18 protein-coding genes are annotated in these 22,280 nt (G+C 57.8%); 12 read left to right on the top strand and 6 right to left on the bottom strand.

What is annotated here, in order from left to right:
* Positions 1-53: 53 nt before the first annotated feature.
* On the top strand, positions 54-569 hold the full coding sequence (locus H4317_RS13735; protein ID WP_185887152.1) for a sigma-70 family RNA polymerase sigma factor: 516 nt from the start codon (positions 54-56) through the stop codon (positions 567-569).
* Between the two features lie 121 nt (positions 570-690).
* Here H4317_RS13735 and H4317_RS13730 read toward each other — a convergent pair whose 3' ends face one another.
* On the bottom strand, positions 691-1,086 hold the full coding sequence (locus H4317_RS13730; protein ID WP_185887151.1) for a hypothetical protein: 396 nt from the start codon (positions 1,084-1,086) through the stop codon (positions 691-693).
* Positions 1,087-1,282: 196 nt separating this feature from the next.
* On the opposite strand from H4317_RS13730, the gene H4317_RS13725 reads away from it, so the two are divergent.
* The 7 genes from H4317_RS13725 to H4317_RS13695 all read left to right on the top strand — a co-directional run bounded on the left by H4317_RS13725 (position 1,283) and on the right by H4317_RS13695 (position 9,648).
* Complete coding sequence (locus H4317_RS13725; RefSeq protein ID WP_185887150.1) at positions 1,283-2,770, top strand: phytoene desaturase family protein; 1,488 nt, start codon at positions 1,283-1,285, stop codon at positions 2,768-2,770.
* Positions 2,771-2,780: 10 nt separating this feature from the next.
* Positions 2,781-3,623, top strand: coding sequence for a phytoene/squalene synthase family protein (locus H4317_RS13720; RefSeq protein ID WP_185887149.1), 843 nt, complete (start codon positions 2,781-2,783; stop codon positions 3,621-3,623).
* Positions 3,624-3,695: 72 nt separating this feature from the next.
* Positions 3,696-4,172 (top strand): hypothetical protein, encoded by a 477-nt coding sequence (locus H4317_RS13715; protein WP_185887148.1) that lies wholly within the window; start codon positions 3,696-3,698, stop codon positions 4,170-4,172.
* Between the two features lie 144 nt (positions 4,173-4,316).
* The gene (locus tag H4317_RS13710; protein WP_185887147.1) at positions 4,317-5,486 is read left to right on the top strand and encodes a carboxypeptidase-like regulatory domain-containing protein; all 1,170 of its coding nucleotides are present in this window, start codon (positions 4,317-4,319) and stop codon (positions 5,484-5,486) included.
* 115 nt (positions 5,487-5,601) lie between these two features.
* Positions 5,602-6,450 (top strand): 4-hydroxy-3-methylbut-2-enyl diphosphate reductase, encoded by an 849-nt coding sequence (locus tag H4317_RS13705; RefSeq protein WP_185887146.1) that lies wholly within the window; start codon positions 5,602-5,604, stop codon positions 6,448-6,450.
* 63 nt (positions 6,451-6,513) lie between these two features.
* A complete protein-coding gene (locus tag H4317_RS13700; protein ID WP_185887145.1) occupies positions 6,514-7,269 on the top strand; it encodes a fatty acid desaturase in 756 nt (251 codons plus the stop codon).
* 339 nt (positions 7,270-7,608) lie between these two features.
* Positions 7,609-9,648 carry a tetratricopeptide repeat-containing sensor histidine kinase gene (locus H4317_RS13695; RefSeq protein WP_185887144.1) on the top strand — a complete coding sequence of 680 codons (2,040 nt, stop codon included), beginning with the start codon at positions 7,609-7,611 and terminating at the stop codon, positions 9,646-9,648.
* Here H4317_RS13695 and H4317_RS13690 read toward each other — a convergent pair.
* Positions 9,626-10,366, bottom strand: a complete 741-nt coding sequence (locus H4317_RS13690) for a LytR/AlgR family response regulator transcription factor (protein WP_185887143.1) — start codon at positions 10,364-10,366, stop codon at positions 9,626-9,628. The genes H4317_RS13695 and H4317_RS13690 overlap by 23 nt on opposite strands.
* Positions 10,367-10,676: 310 nt before the next feature.
* Here H4317_RS13690 and H4317_RS13685 point away from each other — a divergent pair, with 310 nt between their 5' ends.
* Positions 10,677-11,246: a hypothetical protein gene (locus tag H4317_RS13685; protein ID WP_185887142.1), complete on the top strand. Its 570-nt coding sequence runs from the start codon at positions 10,677-10,679 to the stop codon at positions 11,244-11,246.
* A 70-nt stretch (positions 11,247-11,316) separates the two neighbouring features.
* Here H4317_RS13685 and H4317_RS13680 read toward each other — a convergent pair whose 3' ends face one another.
* The 4 genes from H4317_RS13680 to H4317_RS13665 all read right to left on the bottom strand — a co-directional run bounded on the left by H4317_RS13680 (position 11,317) and on the right by H4317_RS13665 (position 19,769).
* Complete coding sequence (locus H4317_RS13680; RefSeq protein WP_185887141.1) at positions 11,317-11,682, bottom strand: heavy-metal-associated domain-containing protein; 366 nt, start codon at positions 11,680-11,682, stop codon at positions 11,317-11,319.
* Between the two features lie 87 nt (positions 11,683-11,769).
* Positions 11,770-14,115: a TonB-dependent receptor plug domain-containing protein gene (locus tag H4317_RS13675; protein WP_185887140.1), complete on the bottom strand. Its 2,346-nt coding sequence runs from the start codon at positions 14,113-14,115 to the stop codon at positions 11,770-11,772.
* A gap of 93 nt (positions 14,116-14,208) precedes the next feature.
* Positions 14,209-14,658, bottom strand: coding sequence for an HYC_CC_PP family protein (locus H4317_RS13670; protein ID WP_185887139.1), 450 nt, complete (start codon positions 14,656-14,658; stop codon positions 14,209-14,211).
* Positions 14,659-14,744: 86 nt separating this feature from the next.
* On the bottom strand, positions 14,745-19,769 hold the full coding sequence (locus tag H4317_RS13665) for an FG-GAP-like repeat-containing protein (RefSeq protein WP_185887138.1): 5,025 nt from the start codon (positions 19,767-19,769) through the stop codon (positions 14,745-14,747).
* A 334-nt stretch (positions 19,770-20,103) separates the two neighbouring features.
* Between H4317_RS13665 and mraZ the strand changes: the two genes are divergently transcribed.
* From mraZ to H4317_RS13650, 3 genes are read left to right on the top strand one after another with little or no spacing between them, the layout of a single operon-like run.
* Positions 20,104-20,577 carry a division/cell wall cluster transcriptional repressor MraZ gene (mraZ, locus tag H4317_RS13660; RefSeq protein ID WP_185887137.1) on the top strand — a complete coding sequence of 158 codons (474 nt, stop codon included), beginning with the start codon at positions 20,104-20,106 and terminating at the stop codon, positions 20,575-20,577.
* Positions 20,574-21,521: a 16S rRNA (cytosine(1402)-N(4))-methyltransferase RsmH gene (gene rsmH / locus H4317_RS13655; protein ID WP_185887136.1), complete on the top strand. Its 948-nt coding sequence runs from the start codon at positions 20,574-20,576 to the stop codon at positions 21,519-21,521. The genes mraZ and rsmH overlap by 4 nt, the downstream gene beginning before the upstream one ends.
* 42 nt (positions 21,522-21,563) lie before the next feature.
* Entirely contained in the window at positions 21,564-22,280 is a 717-nt protein-coding gene (locus H4317_RS13650; protein WP_185887135.1) for an FtsL-like putative cell division protein, read from the top strand.

The raw sequence follows: 22,280 nt of genomic DNA, 5'->3' as shown, positions 1-22,280 counted from the left end.
TTCAGATTCCCTCGTATATTTGTTTAACTTTTTGCCACGAAAAGCTAAACAGCATGACCTCTTTGGAATTCACAAATCAAGTACAGAAGATTTCCTACTCGCTGAAGCCAGTGGCGATGAACCTGACCCGCGACGCCGACGATGCTAAGGATCTGGTACAGGAAACCCTGCTCAAGGCACTACTCAATAAGGACAAGTTCAAAGCCGGTACCAACCTGAAGGCATGGTTGTACACCATCATGCGCAACACGTTTATCAACAACTACAATAAGATAACGAAGCGCAACAGTAACATTGATAGTACCGAGTACTTCCAGTACTTCAATACCGACGAAAACTACATTACGCACAACGGTGCAACCTCCGACTTCGTAGTAACGGACATCAACCAGGCTATTGCCAGCCTGTCGGCCGACTACCGGACGCCGTTCATGATGTACTATATCGGCTACAAGTACCTGGAAATTGCGGAGAAGCTGCAAATCCCGATTGGAACCGTTAAGAACCGCATTCATATTGCCCGCAAGGAGCTGAAGGATGCGCTTAAGGTATACGCCCCCGGCGTGTAGGGAATAGGGAGAGAGTATACCCCGCCCCGGGCGTATCACGGGCCGCGAGCAGTGCCATTTTCGGCGTAGCTCGCGGCCCGTTTGTGTTAATAAAACCTTGGTTGAACGTTGGGATACTTTTCTACAGATGCAGTAGCGCATTACGGGCTGCTTCTTGGGAGTCGAAGCCGGCAATAAGGCCACCGGGCACCATTTCTAGGGCTAGCTCGGTAGAGCGCCGGCCAAAGAAGTCCAACGAAAACACGACTGTATGAGCGTGAAGGCCCGCCTGTTGGGCACGAGGATACCAGTCAGTTGCAAACCAGCTTACGAGCCCTGCCCAATTCTCCTGGATCAGCAGATGGTTGTCGAGCAGGCGGTGGCAGAAATTCTGCTGCAGCGCCTCCAAAATCTGCTCATAGCCTACACGCATCGAATCCTCTGACTGCTGCGCTGTCCATTGGGCATGAACGTAGTCATCTACCATATCATATTCCAGCAGGAGCTCTGGGGACTGAAACAGGACGCGGTGCCGCATATGAGCTGGATTAGAGAAAAGAAGGCGGCTTTTATACGGCACAAGCTTGTCTGCGTTGGCAGCCTCTGAAGCTTCCTGCAACGCCTCACCGGCTAGCGAGCCAGCATAGCCGGAGTGCGCAAACACACACCTGCGCAAACAAAACCATCTGCCTGTCGGATTGTAGCTTGCACCCAACCTTGAATTCCTACCCAATTTGGCTTCTACTGCATCTTCCAAACACGTCCTTGTAATCGGCTCCGGCTTTGCAGGCCTCTCAGCCGCTACGTCGCTGGCCCAGCGTGGCTACCGCGTCACGATTCTGGAGAAGAACGAAGGGCCGGGCGGCCGGGCGCGCGTATTCAGGGCCGAAGGCTACACCTTTGATATGGGGCCAAGCTGGTACTGGATGCCCGATATTTTTGAGCAATATTTCGCCCGCTTCGGCAAAAAGGTAAGCGACTACTACGATTTAGTACGGCTCGACCCCTCGTATCAGGTGATTTTTAAGGGGCCGGAGGCCGTAGATATCCCGGCAGCCATGAGTGAGCTGCGGGAGCTGTTTGAGCGGTACGAGCCTGGTAGCGCCGCCCGCCTCGATGAGTTTCTGCGGCAGGCGGCCTATAAGTATGAGGTCGGCATCGGGAAGTTTGTGCACATGCCCGGCCGCTCCTTACTGGAGTTTGCCGATCCGCGCCTACTCGTGGATGCCGTCCGGCTGGATTTGCTCCAGAGTATGCACAAGCACGTGCGCAAGTTCTTCACAGACTCGCGCCTGCTGGAGCTGGTAGAATTCCCGATTCTTTTTCTGGGTGCTACGTCGCAGAACACACCGGCCCTATACTCCCTCATGAACTATGCTGACCTAGCCCTGGGCACCTGGTACCCGATGGGTGGCATGCACAAGATTGTGGAAGGCATGGTGGCACTGGCGCAGGAACGAGGTGTAACGCTGGAATACAACCAGGAAGTGCAACAGATAGTAGTAGAAAAGGGCCGCGCTACAGGCGTACAAACTGCTACCGGCTTTCGGCCTGCCGATGTGGTAGTGGCCGGCGCCGACTACCACCACGCCGAGCAGCACCTGCTGGCCCCCGAGTGGCGGCACTACGACGAAGCCTACTGGAACTCCCGTACGATGGCCCCGTCGTCGTTGCTGTTTTATGTCGGCGTAAACCGGCGCGTGGATAAGCTGCGGCACCATAATCTGTTCTTCGATGAGGATTTTGCACTCCACGCCGAAGAAATCTACGAGCAGCCCAAGTGGCCCAGCCGGCCGCTGTTTTACGTATCGGCTCCCAGCACAACCGACCCCAGTGTAGCGCCTGAAGGCTGCGAAAATCTGTTTCTGCTGATTCCAGTAGCGCCTGACCTGCCTGACCCGGAAGAAACGCGCGAGCATTACTACCACCTGATTATGGAGCGGCTGGAGCGCCATTGCGGCCACAGCATCCGCGACGCGGTGGTGTACAAGCGCAGCTACGCCCACCAGGATTTTCAGCAGGACTACCATAGCTATAAAGGCAACGCGTACGGCCTGGCCAATACGCTCCGCCAGACAGCTATTCTGAAACCCTCGCTCAAAAGCAAAAAGGTCAGTAATCTGTATTTTACGGGGCAGCTTACCGTGCCAGGGCCCGGCGTGCCGCCTTCGCTTATTTCGGGGCAGGTGGTGGCGCAGGAGGTAGAAAAGGAGAATTCTTAAGTCGAAGAAGATGGATCATATTGCCCTTTTCACCGAAACCAGCCGGGCGTGCAGCAAGCTGATTACGCAGCGCTACAGCACGTCATTCACGCTCGGCATCCGCACGCTCGACACGCGTTTTCACCTGCCGGTGTATGCCGTGTATGGCTTCGTGCGCTGGGCCGATGAAATTGTGGACACGTTTCACGGCCACAACAAGGCTGCGTTGTTTCAGGACTTCAAGCGCCAGACCTACGAGGCTCTGGAAATCCGGCTGAGTTTGAATCCGGTGCTGCATGCTTTTCAGGATGTGGTGCACCAGTACGGCATCGACCGGGAATTTATCGATGCCTTCCTGTATAGCATGGAAATGGACCTTGATGACCATGCCTACAACCAGTCGCTCTACGAGAAGTACATCTACGGCTCGGCGGAAGTGGTGGGCCTGATGTGCCTGCGTATCTTCTGCGAAGGCGACACGGCTATGTTTGACAGGCTACGGGAGCCCGCCCGCCGGCTGGGCTCGGCCTTTCAGAAAGTTAATTTCCTGCGCGACATTCGGTCAGATTACGAGGAGCGGGGCCGCGTGTACTTCCCCGGGGTGCAGTACGAACGGTTTTCTGACCACGTAAAGCAGGAAATCGAAGCGGACATCCGGGCCGACTTTGATGCGGCATACGCCGGTATCGTGCAGCTGCCGCGGGCGGCGCGCCTGGGGGTGTACCTGGCCTATGTGTACTATCTCAAGCTGTTCCACAAAATCCGGCAGCTACCAGCGGCCCGCATCCTTGGCGAGCGGGTGCGCGTACCAGACAATACCAAGCTGCTTTTGCTGATGGGGTCGTACTTTCGCTACCGCCTTCGAGCTATCTAGTCACGAATCTGCTACCGCGTGAAGCTGTTTTTGTCTGTTCTTTTTTCTCTCCTTCTGATTCTGTCTCCGTTCGTGTCCGACGCCACCCCGTACTCCCTGCCCAATCTGCGCCGCCAATACCAGCAGGCCGCTTCCAGCAAAGAAGCCGGTGAAAAATTTCATAAGCTGATGGCCGCCTACGACCAGCGCAATGCCGTGGTACTGGCCTACAAAGCCGCCGCCGAAGCCATCCGGGCCCGCGACGCGTCTATGTTCAACAAGCTGACCTACGTGCAAAACGCCAACAAGCAGTTTGAGGAAGCTGTGAAACTGGACGGCGACAATGCCGAAATCCGGTTTCTGCGCCTGAGCGTGGAAAGCAACCTGCCCTCGTTCCTAGGCCTGAGCGGCCACGTCGATGAAGACCGGCAGTTTCTGGTTGAAACCTTGCTGCAGCATCCCAAATCCGGCCTCGATGCCGAGTCGTTCGGGTTGGTGCGCGACTTTTTGGTGGAGCGCGGCCACGTTTCCGGCCCCGAAGCTGAGAAGCTGGGCCGCATTGAAGGGTAGCACGGAAACAACCACTAATATTTCAGTCCCGCTCTAAAAAGCGAAGCAGGGCCAACTCTGCTTCGCTTTTTTGTGTCTGTGTAATACTGATTCTGTAAACAACATTGAATGCTACTGCCTGTCCGGTTCACTGTGTTGCTCGCATTGTTACTGCTATCCAGCACAGCATCGGCCCAGCGAATAGTACTGCTGGGCCAGGTAGTGGATGAGCAGCAGCGCCCAGTGCCCTACGCCACTGTAGGACTAGCAGATGGCTCAAACGGCACGGCTACCAACGAAGTAGGCGAGTTCAGCCTACGAGTGTCGGTGCTTCCCCAGCGGCTGGTGGTGCTCAGCATGGGCTATAGCCGCTCTGAAACGGAAGTGCAGAAGGCTGGTACAGCGCTACAGATAGTGCTGCAGGCCAGCGCCGTAGGTTTGCCCGGCGTGACGGTCCGCAGCCCAGAGAAAATAGCCGAAGAACTGGTGCAGCGGGCCAGCGCAAAGCTGTGGCGCCATGCCCGCGACCTGCAGTACGGCAAGGCCTTTTACCGCCAGAAAACCCGGCACAACGGCGAATACCGCGAGTTTTTCGATGCATTTTATGATGTGAAGTTCTCTAACCGCGTGATTGAGGGGTGGGACTTGGGTGAGTCGCGCTATGCCTTCACACCGGGTGGCTTCACGTTCACCAATTTCTCCTCCCTTATCCGGCAGGTGCCGGTGTTCAGCCGCCACCCGCTGCGCGAAAAGCTACTGGTTCCGCTCGGGCCCCAGGCCACCCAGTATTTTTACTTCACGCTGCGCAGCTTCTTCACCGAAAATGGCCGCGAAACGGCAGTTATTGATTTTGAGCCCCGGCCCGAGGTGCAAAAGCCCGCTACGACAGGCACACTCTTCATTGACGTAGAAACAGCCGCATTACGCCGGCAGGAACTGTCGCTGCCCCTGAGCAGCATGCTTCGCTTTCAGATGGAGCCCGGGTATGAGCGTGCCGGCGACGATTTTAAACTGGTTGCTGATTTCATTCCCTACGCTGATTCCCTGACGCGTCTGAGCGCCACGCGGGCCGAAGGGACCATCGTACTGCGCCGCCCCAATGCCCGGCCCGATAGCACGCAGGTAGCAGCGCAATTGGTCTTCTACCAATACACCGGCCGCTTGCCAGGGCATGCCTATAAAGATGTAGGGCGGCACTCCCGCGACTTGGAGCAGGTAATGAAAAAGGCCTACAACCCCGAGTTCTGGCAAACAAACGAAGTATTGCGCGCCAGCCCCGTGGAGCAGGAGGTGATTAAGAGCTTCGAGGGCCGAAAAGTGTTTGGCCGCTACTAAAAAGCACAATTCGATGGGCAACAGTAATCTATTGTAGCGTTGAGTTACGTAACTTTTACAGCCTATTCCGCGGCTTTATAACTTTCCGCCTGTCACTGCGGTTACCTCATCAGCTATGCCGCACCATCTGAGCGTCCGAATCGACCCCAACTCCGGCTTCTGCTTTGGCGTTATCTATGCCATTCAAATGGCCGAGGATCTGCTGGAAGAGCAGGGGTATCTTTATTGCCTTGGCGACATCGTGCACAACGACGAAGAAGTCCAACGGCTCGAGAAGCGCGGCCTGCGCATCATCGACTATGAGCAGTTTGCGCGGCTGCGCGGCGAAGCCGTCCTGATCCGGGCCCACGGTGAGCCGCCCAGTACCTACCAAACTGCACTCGAAAACAATCTGACGCTCGTAGATGCCTCGTGCCCGGTGGTGCTGAAGCTGCAAAACCGCATCAAAACTTCCTACGATAAGCAGGACCGCATCTTCATATATGGCAAGCACGGCCATGCGGAGGTGCGCGGGTTGCTGGGCCAGACCAGCGGCAATGCTGTAGTGTTTGAAAGCCTCGATGAGCTGCTGCGCCACGAACTGCCCGACAACATCACGCTCTACAGCCAGACCACGAAAAGCACCGATTCCTTCTACCGCATCAAAGCTGAGCTGGAAGGCCGGGGCTACCAGGTGAATGCCAACGACACCATTTGTCGCCAAGTAAGCAACCGCGACAAGGACCTGCGCAAATTCGCGGCCCAGTTCGACCAGATTGTGTTCGTTTCGGGCACGAAAAGCTCTAATGGCAAGGTGCTATACCAGGTCTGCAAAGACACAAACCCGCAAACCCACTTTATTTCCAGCACGGATGAGCTACGCGCTGAGTGGTTTCAGCCCGGTCAGTCGGTAGGAATCTGTGGGGCCACCAGCACGCCCATGTGGCTGATGGAGCAGGTGCGGGACGCATTGCTGATGCTGTAGCGAATGTAGATCCTGGGCAGTGGCACGTATTCAGCCGGCCGTTTGTTCCTTTGCATCCTCGTTATGCTCCAAGCCATTTCCTCATCCGTTTCTCTGCCTGGCAGCGCCACGAAGCGCGTGCGTCCTGCTCCGTTGGGCCGCAAGGGCGTAGTTGTGGCATTAGGAGTAATAGGGCTTTGGGCGGCGTTGCTCACATTTCTGCTGGCGTTCTACCAACCCGACTGGACCACGCCGTGGCCTTATCTGCTGGTGTTGCTCCAAACTCACCTCTATACTGGCCTGTTCATCACCGCTCATGATGCCATGCACGGTGTGGTGAGTTCCAACCAGCGCCTGAACAACGCGCTAGGCACACTGGCGGCCGGCCTGTTTGCCTACAACTGGTTTCCGCGCATGTTGCCCAAGCATCATGCCCACCACCGCCATGTAGCCACCGAGGAGGACCCCGATTTTCATGACGGGCAGCACGCCGGGTTCTTGCCGTGGTTTGCCCGCTTCGCCTGGAACTATGTAACGTGGTGGCAGATAGTGCTGATGGCAGCTACCTACAACGTGCTCAAGCTATATTTTCCGCAAGCCAATGTTATTGCCTTCTGGATGATTCCGGCCGTGCTGGCGACGTTGCAGCTCTTCTTTTTCGGAACCTACCTGCCACACCGGGGTAGCCATGCGCCTGATAACGCTCATAAGTCCCGCAGCCAGTTCCGGCACCACGCCTGGGCCTTTGTGAGCTGCTACTTTTTCGGGTATCATTACGAACACCACGACCAGCCGTATTTGCCTTGGTGGCGGCTATGGCGTGCCAAGGAAACGGCCTGACGTGCCAGTATGCCTCGTATACAAATAGCCTGCACTACAACGTTCTGAAAAGAAGCGCGTTTTAATAGAAGCGCGAGCAACAGTGCAGTAATGAGGAGGTTAGGCAAGGCCGCGTGGGTAAACAGCTAACCAGCCAGGTAGCAAGAGCCAGCTAGAAGTACACATGCTACAGTGCCGACTGCTATGCCTGCAATTGCCTGCTACATGCGACGTGAATTAGCCTATAGTTACTTATCTTCCTCGGAATTGCAGCCCGAGCTCATTTCGTGCGCGGAGTACTTCTGCTATTTTTTTATCCCGATGCAGCCTTGGTTCGTACGTGCGCTACCTGTTCGGCTCTTGCAGTTACTGCTGGGGATAGTACTGTGGCTGCTGCCGGATAGCAGCACGGCCCAACGCGCCGATGGCACTAATTCGGTGTCTCGGTATCTACAACGGAGCGAACAGCTGTTGCCGCTCAATCCGGCGGCAGCGCAGCTACAGGCGGAACAGGCGTTACATCTGGCGGCCGTGAGTGGCCCAACCAGCGAGGTTGCTGCCGCTTACCTGGCTATTGGCGAAGCGCAACAGGAGCAGCAGCAGTACGAACAGGCTCTGCGCTACTTTCGGCGGGCCCTGCGCCTATATCAGCAACTGCATAGCGCTCCAGGCCGGGCCCAGTCGATGCGGCTGCTGGCCAAAGCCCAGTATTTGCAAGGCGACACCGGCCAGGCACACGATACGTATTTGCAGGCACTTCGCCTGACCGAAAGCCTGCGTGACCCGGCCGGACTAGCGCAGATATACACCCAACTCGGCGACCTGTATGGTACGCAGGGACAGTGGTTGCGGGCGCTAAGTAATTATGAGCGTGCGTATTATGAGTGGCAACAAGCCGATAGTCGCACGGGCCAGACGGCTGCCCTGAATGCCATTGGGCTGGCTCACCACCAGCTTCGCAACTACAGCCGCGCGCTCTACTATCTGCGGCGCTCCCTGAACGATGCCCGCCAACTCGGCGACAGTGCCCGCACCGGTGAAGCACTAGCCAGTACGGGCCGTGTCTACGAGGATGTCGGCAACTACGAAGTAGCTATGGGGTTTTATACCCAAGCCCTGAGCCAATTGCCACACACCACACCACCGGCACGCCGCGCTGCCGGATTCCAGGCATTGGCCGTAGTGCAGGACTCGTTGACGAATCGTCCAGCCGCAATCCGGGCGCTGCGGCAGGCGCTGCCTCTAGCCCGGCGCGGTGGCTCGGTTGTGCAAACCAGCAATATTTATCAGACGCTCACCAGCCTCTATCGGCGCGAGGAAAATTTTGAGCAGGCTCTACGAACTCAGACCCGGTATGCCGCCCTGCAGGACAGCGTGTTTGCCGAACGTCGCTCTGCACAGATTGCCGAACTGCAAACCCGCTACGAAACCGAAAAAAAGGAGCGTGAAATTCAGCTGCTAACCAAAGACCGGCAGATTCAGACGGCTAACCTGCGCCGCCAGATGCTGCTGCGCAATGGGCTGGCCATTGGGGCGTTGCTGCTGCTGCTGGCGGTAGCGGCGCTGTACCGAGGCCGGCAGGAGCAGGCGCGTATCAACCGGTTGCTGCAGCGAAAGAACCGGGCTATCAGCCGGCAGAAGGAAGAACTCGGGCGGCTCAACCGCACCAAAGACACCCTCTTCTCCATCATTTCTCACGATCTACGCAGCCCGCTCAGCTCGCTGTACTCTATGTTTTCGCTTATGACGATGGGCACCTTGTCGCCGGAGCGCATGGCAATGCACACGGAACGTCTTGGCCGCACCCTCGATGTAACGCTGCGCCTGCTGGATAACCTGCTCAACTGGTCGGCATCACAGATGCAGAACGACAAGATTCAGCCGGAGAAGATTTATCTGCAAGGTGTGACCGAAGAGGCGCTGGCATTGCTGCTCAGCGATGCAGAGCGCAAAAGCATTCTGTTTCTCACGGACCTGCCCGACTCCTGCGTTGTGCGGGCCGACCTGAACATGGTGCGCCTAGTGCTGCGCAACCTGATTGGCAACGCTATTAAGTTCACGCCGCAGAATGGCAGCATCACTATATCAGCCCGGCAGCTTCAGAATGCGCAATGGGAAATTTCCGTAGCGGATACTGGTGTTGGAATTAGCCCCCAGGATGCTGCGAAAATATTTGGAGCTCAGGGGCACCATACTACGCTGGGTACGGCACACGAAAAAGGCACCGGACTGGGTCTGCGCCTCTGCAAGGAGTTTGTGGAACGCAATGGTGGTCATATTTCCTTCGAAAGCACCCCGGGCAAAGGCTCTACTTTCCGCTTTTCGCTGCCTGCGGCGGCTCCCGAAATGCTGCCTCTGTTACCGCCCAGCCATTCGGCTACGGTTGCTGCCGTCGGATAAGGGTGCGGTTGACAATTCGTTCCGTAACCCGCTCCCGATAGGTCTGGCCTAAGGGCAGAGCATGCCCTCCAACCCGTACTTCAAGGTTACTGATAGACTCAATTCGGGAAGCATTGACGAGGTAGGAGCGGTGCGTGCGCACGAATAAGCCAGGTGGTAGCTGCTCCTCCAGGTTTTTAAGATTCACCAGCGTCAAGTGAGTGCGTCCGTCGGCGGTATTGATTTTGGTGAAATCTTTCAGCGCCTCGATATATAGTACGTCGCGGTAGTGAAGGCGCACAAACTGCGCATCGGTGCGGATAAAAAACGACCCCCAGCCCGAAAGCAGATCCTGCTTGGGGTCAGTTTCAGCAGAATTAGCGCGCAAAATACCCGCTACTTTGTTTACGGCTTTCAGAAATCGGTCCAGCGAAATAGGCTTCAACAGAAAGTCGATAACATCCAAGTTGAAGCCCTCCATGGCGTACTGCGGATGAGCTGTCATCAGGACAACCAGCGGTGGCTGGTGCAGCGAGCGTACCAGATCTAAGCCGCTGAGGTGAGGCATGGTAACATCTGAGAACAGCACTTGTACGTCGTTGTGCAACAGGTAGCGGTGCGCCTCTAAAGGGTCTGTGAACGTGGCTTTTATATCCAGTACATCAGTCATGGCCACATACGCCTGCAGCAGGTCCAGCACCAGCGGATCATCATCGAGTAGCAGGCAGGTAATCTTCATAGAAGAGACAAGAATGGCAGGCGTTCGGGTGAATATAAATAGAATTGGAAATTATATATCATTTTTTTATCGGAAGAAATCAATCTTAACGGCAAATATTACCATCTACGTATACTTTTATCGAGCTTTGCTATACTTTAAGCGAGAACCATGACTGACTTTCAATAGCTTATAGCTATATCTGCCCTGCGCAATATGGCGTTGTTGGTCAGGTATTTTTCTTTCTGTCGCTTCTCCACCGTTGACTTTTCCTGCTGCTTTTCGCATGTTCCCGACATGACTGCCCCCGCTCGCACACCTCCTTTTGGCTATGAACTTACTTCCAGTTCCAGTTGCTGCACTGCCCCCCGTTGTGCTGGGCGTAGAGCTCACCATCGACCTGAATGAAGGCCTGCGCAGGTCATTGCGCACGGCTTTCGGCATGAAAACCAGGGCTATCAATCTGCGGATTGACCCTAGTATGGACCTTATCTTTCTCTGCGAAAAAACATTGCCCGGCACATTGCCCTGCTTGGCTGCCCTCACCAGGCCGGGGGTGATAGCCGTAACGCTACGCGAGGCACATTTAGCATGGCAGCCCGACCCAGAGCATCCTATTGGGCGAGGAACTTCCACCTTGGCCGCGCTGGAAAGTGGCAGTTGCTTCCTGACGGCGAATAGCCGCAAAATTGCCATTGCCTCTTTCTCGGAGCGCAACATACATCCCACGCATGTAACCATGGAAATGCTGGGCCGGCCCAACTTATTGGAATACCTGCGCTCCGACTGGTTTACGCTGGAAATATCTGGTACCAATCGGCGGCGCCTCACTCGGCCTCTGGCGTTCAGTGCCGTTCTGGAATTCGACCTACAGTTGAATCCGGAAGCTGCCGAGGCCTGACTTGAATTGCAATCCGCTAAAACGCCCTTCCGTACATGTGAAAGGGCGTTTTGCGATACTATCATCTGCCTTAGTGAACCGCGTTGGTCTTCTTGCAGCAGTCAGGAAGACGGTCGTAGGCGCGGGCCTCAGCAGGCTCGGAGTCGGCATCGTAGCCGGTTTTCTGTACGGCGGTGCGCAGGGCTGCCGGCGTAGTTTTATCGGAGCGGTACGTCACAGTGAGTACCTGAGTAGGCACATCAAGCACAGCGGCCTGCACGCCTTTTTCGTAGGCCATGGCCTTCTCGAGGCGGGTTTTGCACATGTCGCAGACGGCCGAGGTCTTGAGTTGCACCTGTTCGGTGGCCGGGCCTTTGGCCTTCGCAGTAGTCTGGGCAGTGGTGGTATGCGCAAGCAGAGCGAATACGGCGAGGAAAAGAAGCTTGAACGATTTCATAAGAGAAGGTAAGTGGAGTGAGCCCGCTGGAAAGCGGATACAGTGAATACAAAAAAGCGGCCAAAAAATGCTGGTTAGCTGACGCAGCTATTCCAGCCGGAAGCGCAGGCCGGCATACGTGAGACGACCGTACGTAGGCCCCCACACCATAGCCGCATCAAAAGCCTGCTCAAACGGGGCGGCGGCGCTCTGGATGGGATTGGGCTGGCGGTAGTTGGTCAGGTTCTCAACCCCGGCATATACTTCGAAGCGTTTGAAGGCGCGAGTCACCTGGGTGTTGAGTAGCGCGAAGCGCGGCGCATAAGGGAGTTCCATTTCGCCGGAACCATGTTGGTGGCCCATGGAAGCCGGATTGTGCGCCAGCGGCCGCTGCCCGAAACCCTGCACCGTGAAGTCGGCGCGCCATTTATCAAATGCTGTGGCGTAGCCCACGTTAAAAAATAGCCGGTGCGGGGCCGTCAGGGGTTTCGGCAACAGCTGCCCGTCGTAGGTAGTCCGCACGTCGAGGTACTTGTAGGCGGCTTTGGCCGTGAGCCCCTTCACGGGTTCTACCTGCAACTCGGTCTGAAAGCTCCGCGAGAAGGAACGGCCATCAGCTGACAGATTGCTGATTTCCAGAACGGTTGGCGACGTATACATGTCGGCCACCACCTGATTCTGGAACGCAGTATGGTAATAGTCGGCGATGAGCGTGGCCGGCCGGCCGGCAAGCGTGAAATACTGCGTGACGCTGCCGCCCACGTTCCAAGCTTTTTCAGGCCGCAGATCAGGCGCAATAACAAACTCACGGGAGCTAAGCAGCACGCCGCTGTTGTCGGCAATAGGGTTGGCTACCCGGAAGCCCGTACCGGCTGCCAGCCGGAGCACGGTGTTTTTGGCCGCGTCGTACTTCACATTAAGCCGGGGGGTAAACTGCCAGCCGTATAAGTTGTGGCGGTCGAGGCGCAGGCCGCCTACCAGCGTCAGGTTGCGGGAGTTCTGATAGGTGTATTCTGCGAAGGCACCCGGCACGTTTTCGAGGCGGTTGCGGTGCTGACGGGCATAGCGTTGCTCCGCAGTTTCTGTGGGGTAGATGATGCCGGAACCGAAAAACTCCCGGTAGTCATCGTGCAGGTAGCTTAGGCCCAGGCGGTAGGTATGCGCTGTAGTGCCCAATACGCTCTGGAAGAGCAGCGTGGCCAATCCCGTCTGCTGGGTGCCATCGTAGGCGCGGGTGGTGCGCAAGGTGCTGCCGCTCAGAAACTGCCCGTAGGAATAGGTAGAGTTGAAGCTGTGGTGTGTGCCGCTGAGCAGCAGCCCCAGGCTCTGGTACGGCCGGCCGGGCCAAGTGTAGGATGTTTTGGCAAAGCCAGTATAGCGGTTGGTACGGCCCGTGAAGCCGTAGTTGCGCTCAAACGCGTTAGCCTCGTCTGCCCGAAAATCTACCTGGCCACCTTCCCGGGTTTCGCGCAGTGCACCCACCCCAATTTCGCTGATGAGGCCTTTGTCAGACTTGTATTTCCACTTGTTGAATACGTTGTATTGCGTAGCCAGCGGCAGATCCATAAATCCATCCTTGTTCCGGTCGACGCGGCGGCCCAGGTGGTCGGAGTGGAGTAGGAAAACGGTACTGACCTTCTTGCTGACCGGCGCTGCCAGATTCAGGTTGAGGTCAAATTTGCCTAAGTCATTGCCGTACGCATTGAACAGCAGACGTTCCGACTTATCGGGCTCCTTCAGGCGCACGTTCACCTGCCCCGACATGCTTTCGTAGCCATTCACTACGGAGCCCATGCCCTTGATAATATCGATGCTCTCAATCCAGGTTCCGGAAAGGTAGCCCAAGCGGTAGGGGGTGGCCAGCCCGCGCAAAGCAGGCAGGTTGTCCACGGTCAGCAGCGAGTAGGCCCCATCAAGGCCAAGCAGCTGAATCTGTTTGGCCCCCGACACAGCATCCGTTGTGGAAACCTCAACGGCAGCATTCGTCTCGAAGCTTTCCGCCAAGTTGCAGCACGCCGATTTTGTCAGGTCGCGGGCCGTAATAACCTGTGTGTTGGTCGGCGTCAGCGAGGAGTAGGAGGGGGCGCGGGCTTCCACTTTCACTTCGCCTAGCTCAGTGCCCGGCTTCAGGGATACACGCACATAGGGCGAGCCGGAAGTAGCCACAGCTACCGTATCGGCACGGTAGCCAAGGGCATTGATAACCAGTTTGCTGGCTTCAGCACGGGCCGGGCGAGGTAAGGCGAACTGGCCCGCATTGTTGGTGGTAGTGGTGGTGGTAGTGCTGCCTAGCCAGCGGACCACAGCACCCGGTACGGGAGCGGCAGCGGCGTCAGTTACCTGCCCCCGGACTGGGGCCAGTACATCAGCTGCCGATTGGGCGGTAGCGGTGGCGGTGCTGCTCAGCAGGAGGCCAAGCGCAAACGGCAACCGGTTTCCGGAGAAAAAATCCATGTCAGTAGTGAGTTAGCATTCATTCTGGAGAAAATGCCAGCGCTGAAGCGCGCTGTATTCCATAGCGGCCCAAAGAGGCACGCCAGATGAAGGCTAGACTACTAGCACACTGATAAAGGTGAGAAGCACGCGGCCAGCCCGGGGCGGCGGTGAACTATCGGCCGCATGCCATGCGGCTGCCTGTGCTACCAACGGAGCCGAAGCTAGAGTAGGCCAGCTAGTGGCCGGAAGCCAAGCGGGCGCCAGCAACGGCGAGGGCAGCAGCTTGGCCCAGGTCAGTTCCGGTGAAGGTACCTCCAGCTTGTGCAGGTGGGCACTAAAGTCGCAGCAGGCCCCTTTAATCTGGCTGCTGTGGGCATGCTCTGCTACCGGCTTAGACGCGGGGCATCCGTGTTTGGGAGTACTGAAAATAACATCCGCCGATGTATGCCCGCTTTCCCGGCACGTATGGCGCAGCACCGTCAGGCCCACCGAGGAGGCGAGGACGAGCAGGGCCAGTAGCAAGCTGAATAGCCGGTGAGAGACAGGACGCGGGGATGCCATAAGCACAAAAGTAGCACATCCTTAGCAAAGGTAGCTGTACAGCTAACCGGCCCAGCAGGTACAAGATTCCTGCCGGGCCGGTTTGTTTACTCCAGCATCATGTTTTGAGTAAGCTGGCGTCCGTCACGGAGTTGCACCCGGAGCAGGTAGAGGCCAGGGCTAAGGCTGTGCACATCAACTTCAGTTTCGCCATGGGCCGGCAACCGGCTTAGGGGATGCGCCTGCACCTGCCGACCCAACGCGTCGAGCAATACCAGCTGGACGGCGTTTCGAGCCAGTTCCGGGGCTAGGCGTAGCGTGAAGAAACCATGCGCAGGGTTGGGGTAGCCCTCTAGCTCGGCTGAGGGTGCGGAAGCAGCAGTGGCCTTCAGCACAGTGCCACCGTTCAGGTAGATGCCGGCGCTGTTGTTACCCGTTACAGCCGTCACCAGATCCAAGTCGCCGTCCCGGTCCAGGTCGCCAATTGCTAGGGCGCGGGCGTCGCCGCTTAACGTTATGGTGCTGCCCCGAGTGAAAGTAGCGGAGCCATTGTTCAGCGAAACATCAATCTTGTAGGTGGAAGAATTGATGCTGAGCAAATCCAGGTCGCCGTCAGCATCCACATCGGCCAGCGCGGCATCGTGGCTTGAGTAGTTCAGGGTGAGTTGCTGGGCTGGCGCAAAAGTGCCGTTGCCGTTATTGAGCAACTGAACAACCTGAGAAATTGACCCCGGACCCGTTGAAACGATAAAGTCTAGGTCACCGTCGCGGTCCAGGTCGCCCATGCGCACTTTGCCTTGCCACAAAGTATTGTTGTTGCCCAGGGCATAAAAGCCAGACCGCGTAAAGTTGCCTTCGCCATCGTTGAAATAGGTGACGGCTGTGGGCGTAGAGCCTATGATGGCTACCAAATCCAGGTCACCATCATTATCCAAGTCGCCAGCATTTACGCCGTAGCATTCTACAGTTGCCGGCAGGTCGGTCGTGCCGCTGAAGCGGCCTTGCCCGTCGTTGAAGCGCAGACTTAGCCAGCCCATGGCACTGCTGGCTACTAAGTCTAGGCTGCCGTCACTGTTGATGTCGGCCAGCACCAGGCTGTATACACTGCCGGCCACGGGCACGGCGTAGGTCTGCGCAAACTGCCCGCTGCCGTTATTAATGTACATGGCTACTGTATTGGCGGTGTTGAAGCTGCCCACGGCAAAGTCCAGGTCACCGTCGCCATCTACGTCGCCTACGGCTACCGACCGAATTACGCCCGTGGCCGCCACTTCGGTTGTGCCACTGAAGTTACCGCCACCCCAGCCGAAGCGCAGGCTCAGCGTGGAGCTGTTGGTATTGACGGTAAGCAAATCCAGGTGGTCGTCGTTGTTGAAATCAGCCACAGCTACTTCCAGTGGGGCAGCACCGGTGGCTACCACGGGGCGGCTTACAAACTGGCCACGCCCGGTGCCACTGGCTGCTATGGTAAACTGCAGCACTTGCGGTACCGTGCTGCCGCCCAGCGGCCCCAGCAGGCTGCTGGGAATGCTGACGCTCACCTGTTCGCCAGCGGCAAAATTTTGAGTAGGACGGAAAGTGAGGGTGGAAGTGCCGGCACCTGTGAGCGTGCCGGGGCGTTGCCCGCGCAGCTGCGAGCCAAATACCCGCAGGTTAGTTGCCGTGGCTGCGGTAATGTTCTGCGAGAAACTCACCACCACAGGTGCCGTGCGCGGAATGCCTGGGGCGTTGCGTGTCGGGCTGTAGCTCGTTACCACTGGTGGTGTGGGCACCAGCACCGTGAAAACGGCCGTGCTGGTAATGGAGCCGCCCCCAGTTACTACTCGGATAGGACCGGTGCGGGCGCCCGTGGGGACTACCGCCGTTAGCTGCGTTGGCGAATCGACAACATATGTGGCGCGCAACCCATTGAATTCCACCTGTGAGACATTGATAAAATTAGTGCCGGTCACGATTACGCTTGTGCCTACTGGGCCGGTGCTGGGCGTAAAGCTCAGGGTGGTAGGAGCCGGGGCCTGGTTCAGGAAAACGTCGAGCGTCTGGCCATTGGCCGTAACGTTGACCAAGTCCAAGTCAGAATCCCCATCTACATCACCCAGCGTAAGCCCGTAGGCAACCCAGCCACCTTGCAGTGTAGACAAGGAGGCAAAGGTTCCGGCCCCATCGTTGCGGTAAATGCCCAAGGAATTAGATCCGACGCCGCATATTGCCAGGTCAAGGTCGCCATCCGCGTCCACGTCACCAGTGACCAAGCTGGGCGAGTAATTGTTGCCCATGGGTATCACCTGCCCGGCACTGAATACCGCCTGCCCATTGTTCAGGTAGATTCGTACAGCATTGGAATTCCCCGAGTACGAGTTAAACAGGCTTACAATAATATCCAGGTCCTGGTCGCCGTCGATGTCGGCTATCTGCAGCGCCTCAGTATAGGCACCCGTCATGATTTCAGTGGGGCTACCAAAATTGCCTAGCCCATCGTTCAGGCGAATACGCAGGGACGATATGGCGTTCTGGCCTGCTACAAGGTCCAAGTCGCCGTCGTTGTCCAGGTCGCCCAGGGCCAGGTAGCTGGCTTCGCTCGATGCATAGCCGGTGGCTAGTGCCCGCAACGTAAAGTTGCCGTTGCCATCATTGATGCCCGTAAAAATCTCCGTGGTGCTTCCCACACTCGCTGACACCACGAAGTCCAGGTCGCCGTCGCCATCTACGTCGCCCACGGCCGGCCCCTCCGAGCTGCCCGTAGTCAGTGTCTGGCGCCGGGTGAAGGTGCCGCTGCCATTGTTAACCCAAGTGGTTGTTACCTTGCCTTGCGAGGGTGTTTGAAACGTTGCAAGCAGGTCTAGGTCGCCGTCGGCGTCGAAGTCAACGGGACTGATGCCATTGGGGTCTAGAAAGTTTGAGAACTGCACCAGGGTGTCAGCGGCGCCAAAGCGGCCATTGCCCAATCCCACTTGCACCGTCATTTCATACGCCAGCATTGTGAGCAGGTCCAGGGTGCCGTCGCCGGTCACATCCGCCAAAACCACCTGAATAGGGTTGTAGCCGACAGGAGCACTAGGCAGGGCCGTAAAATTGGCCTGCCCGGTTCCGCCCGCCGCGGCCGTAAATTGCAGTACCTGTTTCTGCGCCTGCAGACCACCGATACTTTGCACGGTGCCGGGCACCGTTACGCTCACTACCTCGCCCGGCGCAAAGTCCTGCGTCGGATCGAAGGTGAAGGTGGCGCCGCTCGTTGTGGCTGTGCCTGCCTTGCGCCCGCCCAGCCGCGAGCCAAACACCCGCACGCCCGTACTCGTGGCGGGGGCCAGGGACTGTCCAAAGGTGAGGGTTGGGTTAGCGTCGCGGCTTACATTCAAGGCATTGCGCGCGGGCAGGGCGCTGATAATGCCTAGTGTAAGCTGGAAGGGCGTAGTAGAAGTTGCCACACCCAGCGGTGTCGTAACCGTCAGCAGGCCGCTGGTAGCTCCGGCTGGAACCGTTACCGTGAGCTTGCTGGCCGATAGTACGGTGAACGATGTAGCCGGAACCCCATTAAACGTCACGGCGCTGGCGCTAGTAAAATCCGTGCCGGTAAGCGTAACAAGGCTGCCCATCGGGGCGCTTCCGGGCGCAAAAGACAGAATGCGCGGGGGCGCAGGTGCTTGCCCGTTGCGGCCCAGTACTACCGTGGAGGTACCACCATCTACGGTCACCACATCCAGATCCAAGTCGCCGTCTACGTCGCCGAGCGTTACGCCAGAGGATTGCAGGCCGGCTACCACCAAGGGTGTGTTCTGCACCGTAAAAGTGGCTGTGCCGTTGTTTTTGAAGGTTGAAACCGCGCCGCCTGTGCCCTGTGCTACCACAAAGTCCAGGTCGCTGTCGGCGTCCACATCCCCGATAGACAGCGCCGAGGGCGTGCTACCTGCGCTCAGGGCCAACTCGGTAGTACCTCCAAATATGCCGCCTCCGCTGTTGAGCCGCAAACTCACAGTGCCGCTGCTGGCATTGGTCACCAGCAGATCTAGGTCGCCGTCGGCATCGAGGTCCGCTAGGGCTAGGTCGCTGGGAGCGGTGCCAACCGCCACACTGCCGGAGCCGCTGAATACGCCCAGGCCGTTGTTGAGCCGGAGGCTTACCGTGTTGCTGGTGCCGTTGGTGGTTAATAGGTCCAGGTCTCCGTCATCGTCCACGTCGGCCAGCGTCACGGTGTTGGGGTTTTGGCCGACAGCTACTGTGGTAACGGCGCTAAAAACGCCGCTGCCGTTGTTGAAACTGATGCTGGCCGAGTTGCCGGACTCATTGGCCGTTACAAAATCAAGGTCGCCATCGGCATCAATATCACCGGTTGCCACGCTAACTGGCCGTTGCCCTACGGGCACGTTTTGCGCCCCGAAAACCGACCCAATGAACTCTCCGCTGCCATTATTCAGGCAGATAGCGGTGGTGGCATTCTGGGCATCTGTGGCCAACAGGTCCAGGTCACCATCGTTGTCTACATCAGCTAGCGCCAAGCCTGCCGGGTCGCCGGCTACTACCACGCTAGAACCAGCTCCGAACTGCCCAGTGCCGTTGTTGAGGCGGATGCGGGCGGAAAACAAGCCCGCATTGCTGACCATATCCAGGTCACCGTCGCCATCTACGTCGCCTAGTAGCACGTTGCGGGTGCCCGCCTGGCCGATGGTGGTTGAGTCGGTGAAGTAGCCGCGGCCAGTGCCTCCGGTAGCAGCCCGAAACTGGTACACCTGCCGTGTTACGGGCGTGCCACCGCTGGCAGTCAGCAGGGTAGGAGGCACACTAACGCTCAGTAACTCGCCCGGCAGCAGCGTGTAGCTCGGGCTAAAGGAAAGGGTACGGCTGCCGCCGCCGCTTACCGAACCAGTCCGGCGTCCCTGGCGCTGGCTGCTAAACACGCGTGGGTTGCCGGCCGAAGCCGAGGCAATAGCCTGGGAAAAAGTAGCACTGACCGGCGCCGTCCGGACGGCGGCTGTGGCGTTGCGCGCCGGAGCACGGCTAACAACCGTGTTCTGCCCATGACCTGCCTGCCCAAGTAATAAAAAAGCCGTCAGGCCGCCCCATCTAGCACTGCGAACAACGCGGGAAACTGGGTTGGAAATTCGACGGGCAAAGACGAAAGTAGAGGCTATAATCAAGCAGACGGAATAAGGAAACCATGTAATAGGACTTATGCAGTAATAACTGAACTTTGCAATTACTACAGCAGGCAAATTACCGAACAAATTGGTGAATTACAGTGGCATGGAATCCCGTGCGTGGTAAGATGATTGTTGGGGCTGTCATTTTGGCAAAGTCGCTCCGGATTCAGATTTATAGCCGGCAAAATTCAGGGTGTTGAGATGAAAAACTGGGTTTGTAGCTTAAAAACGCAGTATTCAGGAAGTGGTAGAAAATGGTAAATAGTGGTTGCCTTTTCTGAGGCATTCCGTACTTTTGCTATCATCCCTCTCCCGTGCCCTCTCCACATCCATGAACCTGCTCTCCGGCGAATACGACTGCAAGCTGGACCCGAAAGGGCGGCTGGTGCTGCCGGCCAAGGTCAAGGGCAGTCTGCCACAAGCCTCGGCCGGGCAGCTCGTGCTGGTGCGTGGGTTCGAGCCTTGCCTGGTGCTGTATCCGCTGGAGGCATGGCGCGTAATTCATGACAAGGTGATGGCGCTGGATGAGTTCAACGAGGAATACCGCCAGTTTCAGCGCAATTTCTTCCGGGGTATGACGGAGGTGGAACTGGACAGCATTGGGCGGTTTATGCTGCCCGGCTCCATGCGGCGCTACGCCGGCCTGGAGAAGGAGGCCATTATTGTGGGACTTGGTAACCGCTGCGAAATCTGGGATACCGCCCGCTACGATGAATACCTCATCAAAGACCAGCAGAGCTTCTCAAAGCTGGCCCAGAAATTCCTGACTAACGAAACCGGGCCTGGCGGCTCTCTTGCCGCATGAGCACGACCCCAAATAACGAGTACCAGAACGACACGGCCTACCACCGGCCCGTGATGCTGCGCGAGTGCCTGGAGGCCCTGGACTTACAGGCCGGCGGCCGCTACGTGGATGTGACGTTTGGCGGCGGTGGCCACTCGGCTCGTATTCTGGAGCATCTGAGCGGCGAAGGCCACCTCTATAGCTTCGACCAGGATGCTGATGCCGAGCGCGAGGCCGAAAAGCTTGCCCGGCCCCAGTTTACCTTCATCCGCGCCAACTTCCGCGACTTATACACCGAATTGCAGCAGTATGGCGCGCTGCCCGTAGATAGCCTGCTGGCTGACCTGGGCGTATCTTCGCATCAGTTTGATACGCCGGAGCGTGGCTTCAGTACCCGTTTCGATGGACCGCTGGACATGCGCATGAACGCCGAGGACGGGCCCACCGCTGCTGATATTATCAACGAGTATCCGGAAGCCGACCTGCACCGCATCTTCGGCATGTATGGCGAGGTAACCAATGCCCGCACGCTGGCCCAGACGGTGGCTGCTGCCCGGCGCGGGCAAACCATCAGCACCATTGCCGGCCTGAAAAAAGCTATTGCCAGCTGCACGCCGCGCGGCAAAGAAAATAAGTACCTAGCCCAAGTGTTTCAGGCCCTGCGCATCGAGGCCAACGACGAAATGAAGGCGCTGCAGGAAATGCTGGAGCAAACGGCACAGGTGCTGCGCCCCGGTGGCCGGCTGGTAGTGATGAGCTACCACTCGCTGGAAGACCGGCTGGTGAAGAACTTCATGGCGAAAGGCAAATTCTTTGGCGAAGCTGAAAAAGACCTGTTCGGCCACACCAACACACCTTTCGAGGTGTTGACCCGCAAGCCGGTGGAAGCCTCCGCCGACGAAATAGCCCTGAACAGCCGCGCCCGAAGTGCAAAGCTGCGCATTGCCATAAGACGGCCGGAGTAATCCGCGTTTGTCTCCTGAAAACTCCCGAAGAACTCCACGCCTGTGGCTATCAATACAATAAAACCCGTCGCCAGCCAGCCTCGCTCCAACGTGCCCCGCGCCGTGGAGCCGGAGCCTATGGTGTTGCCGGAACCCGAAGTGGCCCCAGAGCCTGCGCCCCGGCCACCTAAGCCTCCGAAAGCAGCGCGCCCGGAACGCCTCGCCGCGCCACGCAACTCCTGGAGCGTGTTTTCGCTGCTGGAGCGCCTTACGCGCATGGATGGCCTGTTTCGGGAAGGGCTGCCCGTGCGCTACCTGCCGCACGTGCTGTTTGTGATGTTCCTGATTCTGGTTTACATCGGCAACACGCACTATGCCACCCGCATGAACCGCGGCATCCAGAAGCTGAAGCTGGAAACCGAAGACCTGCGCGCCGACTATACTACACTGAAGTCGGACTATATGGAAGCCAGCAAGCAAAGCGAAGTAGCCCGTAAAGTGGCGGCCTATGGCCTCGTAGAAAGCTCCTCGCCGCCCTTCCGGATTGAGGTGCCAGCTGGCCGTATTGATGAGGCGGCTCTGGATCTGGTGCCCGTGCTGACCGCCGACTCGCTGGCGGCCCGCGCCCTGCGCGACTCCCTGCGCCGCGCCGGTCCTGTCGGGCCGCTCGACTCTACTACTATTGAGGTAGGCGCTCCGCCTGTACCCATCGGGACGGACGCTACCGGCGCTCCGGCCGAACCGGCGCCTCAGCCCGCTGCCACCCGTCGCCGTCGTTAA

It is taken from the genome of Hymenobacter sediminicola, from assembly GCF_014250515.1.
GTDB classification, from domain to species: domain Bacteria; phylum Bacteroidota; class Bacteroidia; order Cytophagales; family Hymenobacteraceae; genus Hymenobacter; species Hymenobacter sediminicola.
This window is presented reverse-complemented; position numbering and strand designations above follow the sequence as displayed.